General features: G+C 30.5%; 5 protein-coding genes. 2 read left to right on the top strand and 3 right to left on the bottom strand.

All coding sequences use genetic code 11. The annotated features are described in order from the left end of the window. Nucleotides 1–129: 129 nt before the first annotated feature. Nucleotides 130–639 (bottom strand): hypothetical protein, encoded by a 510-nt coding sequence (locus tag ACJMLB_RS08490; protein ID WP_405325365.1) that lies wholly within the window; start codon nt 637–639, stop codon nt 130–132. 278 nt (nt 640–917) lie between these two features. Then, nucleotides 918–1,298, bottom strand: a complete 381-nt coding sequence (locus ACJMLB_RS08485) for a desulfoferrodoxin (protein ID WP_405325362.1) — start codon at nt 1,296–1,298, stop codon at nt 918–920. Nucleotides 1,299–1,690: 392 nt separating this feature from the next. On the opposite strand from ACJMLB_RS08485, the gene ACJMLB_RS08480 reads away from it, so the two are divergent. Next, the gene (locus ACJMLB_RS08480) at nt 1,691–2,617 is read left to right on the top strand and encodes a DUF2121 family protein (RefSeq protein ID WP_405325359.1); all 927 of its coding nucleotides are present in this window, start codon (nt 1,691–1,693) and stop codon (nt 2,615–2,617) included. Between the two features lie 48 nt (nt 2,618–2,665). Then, the gene (locus tag ACJMLB_RS08475) at nt 2,666–3,571 is read left to right on the top strand and encodes an MBL fold metallo-hydrolase (protein ID WP_405325356.1); all 906 of its coding nucleotides are present in this window, start codon (nt 2,666–2,668) and stop codon (nt 3,569–3,571) included. Nucleotides 3,572–3,715: 144 nt separating this feature from the next. Here the strand turns inward: ACJMLB_RS08475 and aroC are convergent, their stop codons facing one another. Then, nucleotides 3,716–4,819: a chorismate synthase gene (gene aroC, locus ACJMLB_RS08470; protein WP_405325353.1), complete on the bottom strand. Its 1,104-nt coding sequence runs from the start codon at nt 4,817–4,819 to the stop codon at nt 3,716–3,718. Nucleotides 4,820–4,952: the final 133 nt, after the last annotated feature.

Below are 4,952 nucleotides of genomic sequence, written 5' to 3'. Positions count from 1 at the left end.
TTCACATATTTTTGTATCTACAACTATAGACCCGGTTCCATTACATTTAGGGCATGCTTTTTTCATTTTTCCCCCTCACAGATCTTTAATAAATTCAATAAATAAAAAATTGCATTGAATAATCATTGTTTAGATTATTCCTGCTTTTTTGAATAATTCTGAGTTTTCTTCCACTAATTGATTTCTTTCACCTTGAAGTATCACTGCTTTTTTCATTTGATTATTTGCTGATTTTGCATATGAATTTCCAGAGTAAGGATCATTATTTGCATAGTATTGAATAGCTAAATAAAGCTCATCGCTTGCCTGTTTCTTTAATGACACTTCTTCCTTTATCAAATCAATATACTCTTTATATACACTTTCATTTAAGTCATCTTGATACTCTTCAATTTCTGAAAGCTTTGTTTCTGCGTCATTGAATTTTTCCTTTGCAATTTGAATGTTGTTGTTTGCACTTGCATAGTCACGGCTATTGATTGAGCTGATTGCAGCGTTATAATCATTATCTCCTTCAGTGATATCAGTGTTCAAATCTTTCATTCTACTGTTTATGTTATCAATAGGGCCATTAATACAACCGCTTATACTAACAACTGCTATCAATATCAAAACAATTAATATAATATCTTTTCTCATGCTATCAAATTTAATTTTTTTAATTTTAAACAATTTAAACAAGTTAAATAATATTTTTAATTAGTTAATAATTTGATAAATATAATTTAAATTTAACTTATATAATATTAATATTATGAATTTCATATTTTATAAAATTTAGTAATTTGATAAAAAATAGTGAGGATAGTGAGTAAAAATGAGAATAGTAAAAATAGTAAAAAAGTGAAAATAATGTAAGTTAAATTGTTTTTAAAAAAAATAAAAAATAGAAAAGTATTATTTAAAATAAATAATACTTAGGAATGCCATAAACCGTGGATGTTACAATATTCAATAGCTTTTACATCTTCAACTTCAGCATTTACATCGAATACTGCTTTAGGTTCATCACCAGGTTTTAAGTTTGCACGGTAAACTTGATCTCCTACAATTAATTCAACAAAATTAATGTAATGTTCTTCTAACATTGGGTGAGCTTCTTCGCCCATAGTAACGACAATTTTGCCGTCTTCTTTAGTGATAACAGGGATGTGTTTTACTCCACCTTCTGGTAATTGTCTAGGTTCTAAAAGTTCCATTGCTTCTCCACAGCAAACTAATTCTCCAGCACCTTCAACAATAGCTTCTACCATGTTTCCACAGTGGTTACATCTGTAAATTTCATTGATTTTGACCATATCATTACCTCCAAATAATAATTAATTTTAATTTGTTCCTTTCAATATATAAAGTTTTATATAATTAAAACATTTAAGATTTTCATATCAAATTTGCACAGATTTTTTATTATTTTCCTTTATTTTAGTTTAATTTTTAAAATGTTTTATAAAAACTTTTTATATTTGTAAAAATATAAATATAAAGTAAGATATTAAATTTCAAAAAAGTTGTAACGGAAGGTTGAATCAATCCTTCATTTTAATGTTTTAATAAGTTTTTTAATGCTTTTTTGAGATTTGAAATTTTTAATAAATTTAAGAAATTTAAAATTTAAAATTAATAGGCATAAATTGAAATTATGGATAGTTAAGTTAAAATTAATATGCCTATGTTTAAGCGATGTGAGAGTATGAGTTTAATTATTGCTTATGTTGGAAAGAAAGGATGTGTAATGGCAGGAGATAAGAGAAGAATTGCCTATTTTGGTTCTAAAGAGGAACGTGAACTTTTAGAACAGGAAATTTACACTGGTGAAATCACTAATGATGAAGAATTATATGCAAGAGCTGAAGAGCTTGAGATAAGTTTAAAAATAACTGATGATGCAACTAAAGTAAAAAGCTTGGAAAATGTTGCAGTCGGTGAAGTCAGTTCAAGAGGAACTATGGAAACCAAAAGAAAAAGAATCTACGGTACAACAAATGGTTTCCAGATTATTGAACTTACCGGTTCTGAAATTGTAAACAGAAAAAGAGGAGACTCTTCCATAATTGTATTCGGAAATAAGATTACAAAATCATTAGCTAATGAAATGCTTAAGAAAAGATGGAAACCAAGCTTTAGCTTAAAGTATATGGGAGATATATTTGGTCAAATCTTAGATGATATTTCTAAAAAGACACCATCTGTAGGAACTAAATATGATGTAGTTATTCAACAAAATGACTTGTATAAGGATAAGGTCCAACCTTATTTAGATGAAGTCATTGAAATGGATATAAATCTTTTAGCTAAGTTTAGAGCTAAACTTAGAGAAGACTTATTGCAACAAAATGAAACAATTAAATTGGCTTCTACAATTATCGATGAAGGTCCTGTAGGTATTGTTGATTCAATCGATGATAAGATGATTCAAGTGAAATTAAATCCTGATGTAAGGGCATTTGACATCAATTGGAAACTTCTTGCAAAACCTGGTGAAAATGTTATCATGTTTGTTGAAGGTGATGATGAGGCATTATTAGAGGACCAAGTTGTAATTGAAAATGAAGTTTTATGCATTAAACGTAATAAGGCTAATTTAAAATGTGATATCATTTTATGTCATCTTGAATAGATAGTGTTTATTATTGATTTTGCGTTTATTTTATAAAAGGTGACAATAATGAGAATAACATTTTTAGGCTCTGGAGGTGGTAGATTTGCCACCATCAGTCAGAAGCGAATGACTGGGGGCTTTAGAATTGATGATTTCGGAGGAAAGAATTATCAAGTCGACCCAGGTCCTGGAGCATTGGTCAGATCTTATCAATTTGGTGTAAATCCCACTAAAATTGATGGGGTCTATATTTCTCATTCCCATACAGACCATTATAACGATGCTGAAATATTCATTGAGGCAATGACCAGAGGAATGACAAAGAATAATGGTATCATTATGGGAAGCCAATCTGTTTTTGAGAAAGTCCAACGTTGGGGTCCTGCTATTTCAAGTTATCATAAAAGCAATTCTAAAAATTTGATCTTGACTCCTAATAAGATAGCACGTTTTCCTTCATTTACCATTAAAGGTACTGAAACAAGACATGGAGATCCTACAGGTGTAGGTTTCCAAATGGAGAATAATGGATTTAAGATTTCATACACTGCTGACACTGAATATTTTGATGAATTGCCAAAATACCATAAAAATGCAGACATTTTAATCGGAAGTGTCTTAAGGCCTGGACCAAGGTCAATTAGAGGACATATGTGCACTGATAATTTCATAGACATTGTTGAGCAGGTCAAGCCAAGCTTAGCGATTATGACCCACTTCGGTTTCAAGATGATTGCTGCAAATCCTGTTGAAGAGGCAATAAGAGTCTCTAAAAAGACAGGAGTCAGAACATTAGCTGCTTTTGATGGTATGAAAGTGGATATCAATGAGAAATATCCTGAACGTTCTAAGATGATTCGTCTTAAGGATAGGTTTGCAAATCGCATAAAACAAGAGGATGTCTATTCCCTTAATTTTGAATCAAAACCAAATAAAAAAAGGAATAATAAGAAAAATAATTATGACAATTAAATTATTTTCTTATTTTTTTCAAATTTTTTAATTCTATTTTTTTAATCTTTTTTATTTTAATTTTTTTAAATTTCATCAACAATTTTTGCTATTTTTTTCATTTCATGTAATTTCAAGATTCTTTCATGAAATGTGTATCTTGATTTAAATTGATTTATTTAAGTTTGTAGGATGTATAAATCCTCCACGAATCATATGGTCTGCTAAAATGATGGCTGTAGCTGATTCGGCAACTGCAGTGACTCTTGGACATATGCATGGATCATGTCTGCCACTGATTTCAATTGTTGTGTTTTCTTGTCTTTCCAAGTCAATTGTATTCTGTATTTTAGAGATTGAAGGGGTCGGCTTAACTGCAATTCTTGAAACGATTGGCATGCCATTGCTCATTCCACCAAGAATTCCTCCAGAATTATTGGTTTTAGTTTTTACATTATTATCCTCATCGTAGTAGAACTCATCATTAATATCTGAGGCTGATGATTTTGCACTTTCAAAACCTAAACCAATCTCAACTCCTTTAACAGCATTAATGCTCATTAATATCTGTGCTAAGTCACCGTCAAGCTTTCCGAATACTGGCTCTCCAAGTCCTGCAGGAACTCCAGTTGCAATTGTTTCTACTATTCCTCCAACTGAATCCCCTTCCTGCTTTTTGGAAAGAATCAATTCTTCCATGAGTTTTGCAGCCTCTTCGTCACCGCATTTGACGTTATTTTTTTCAATAGATTCTTTCAAGTTTTCATAATCTATATTTTTTGCTTTGATATCTCCTATTTGGACAACATGAGATACTATTTCAATGCCTTGGGTCTTCAATAGTTTCTTTGCAATAGCTCCTCCGATAACATGGCCTATGGTAATTCTGCCGCTTCCACGACCTCCTCCATTGTAGTCGTAAATTCCATATTTTTCCATCCAGCAGAAATCTCCATGTCCTGGTCTTGGAGTGCTTTTGATATTTGAATAATCCTTAGATTTTTGATTAGTGTTATAAACGATTCCAGTGATTGGGGTTCCATCTGTTTTTCCTTCAAATATTCCAGATACTATTTCTATTTTATCCCCTTCCTGTCTGGATGTTGTAAGTGCACTTGTTCCAGGTCTTCTTTTATTCAATTCAATTTGAATATCCTCTTCACTAAGTTCCAAATTAGCAGGGCATCCATCTACAACTGCTCCAAGCGCTTTTCCATGACTGGAACCGAAACTTGTAATTGAAAAGATTTTTCCAATAGTGTTTGTCATATTATTCCTCAGATATTTTATTAGATTATTATAAGTTTGTTCAATTTTCTTAATTTTAATTTTCTAATATTAAATATTTTTATTTCCATTAATATAGTTTAAGTTTTTACATGGTTTAATTTAAAATTATATT

It is taken from the genome of Methanobrevibacter sp. (assembly GCF_045114555.1).
Classification (GTDB): Archaea; Methanobacteriota; Methanobacteria; order Methanobacteriales; family Methanobacteriaceae; genus Methanobrevibacter.
This window is presented reverse-complemented; position numbering and strand designations above follow the sequence as displayed.

Excerpts from the sequence above, each read along its gene's own strand:
- ACJMLB_RS08490 (WP_405325365.1), bottom strand. The coding sequence starts at position 639 with ATGAGAAAAGATATTATATTAATTGTTTTGATATTGATAGCAGTTGTT.
- ACJMLB_RS08485 (WP_405325362.1), bottom strand. The coding sequence starts at position 1,298 with ATGGTCAAAATCAATGAAATTTACAGATGTAACCACTGTGGAAACATG.
- ACJMLB_RS08480 (WP_405325359.1), top strand. The coding sequence starts at position 1,691 with ATGAGTTTAATTATTGCTTATGTTGGAAAGAAAGGATGTGTAATGGCA.
- ACJMLB_RS08475 (WP_405325356.1), top strand. The coding sequence starts at position 2,666 with ATGAGAATAACATTTTTAGGCTCTGGAGGTGGTAGATTTGCCACCATC.
- aroC (WP_405325353.1), bottom strand. The coding sequence starts at position 4,819 with ATGACAAACACTATTGGAAAAATCTTTTCAATTACAAGTTTCGGTTCC.